The sequence below is a fragment of the Legionella feeleii genome (genome assembly GCF_001467625.1).
In the GTDB taxonomy this organism is placed as follows: domain Bacteria; phylum Pseudomonadota; class Gammaproteobacteria; order Legionellales; family Legionellaceae; genus Tatlockia; species Tatlockia feeleii.
The window spans coordinates 1-283 of the sequence record NZ_LNYB01000037.1 but is presented as its reverse complement, the minus strand read 5'-3'; the positions used below and the strand labels follow the sequence as shown (position 1 = coordinate 283).

The following is a 283-nucleotide window of genomic DNA, read 5'->3' as shown; positions in this document are numbered from 1 at the left end:
TCGCCACGGCAGCCAAGACAACCTCGCGGTCGTTTTTCAGTGTTTCAGACGCGTACTGAAGGGCCCAGCGATTCTGCGCCACGGCAGCCAGAACGTCTTGTTTGGTTGAATTAACGTTTATTTTTGGCATTTATTACTCGCTTTTAATTTGTCTTTGTCTGGCTAATTATAGATGATAAAGATTAACAAAAATTTAAGCGGAGACTGGGTCAAGGCCACGCGCAGCGTGCCGTAAGGGTAGCCTTGACGCCGGCGCAGCGACCCACGCTCAGCAAAGGGGCTG

The 283-nt window shown here is 50.5% G+C and carries 1 protein-coding gene; it reads right to left on the bottom strand.

Annotated features, from left to right (window positions below):
• Nucleotides 1–130, bottom strand: a 130-nt coding sequence (locus Lfee_RS17870; RefSeq protein WP_156413363.1) for a DUF4116 domain-containing protein, incomplete at its 3' end; no start/stop codon positions are given.
• Nucleotides 131–283 lie beyond the last annotated feature (153 nt).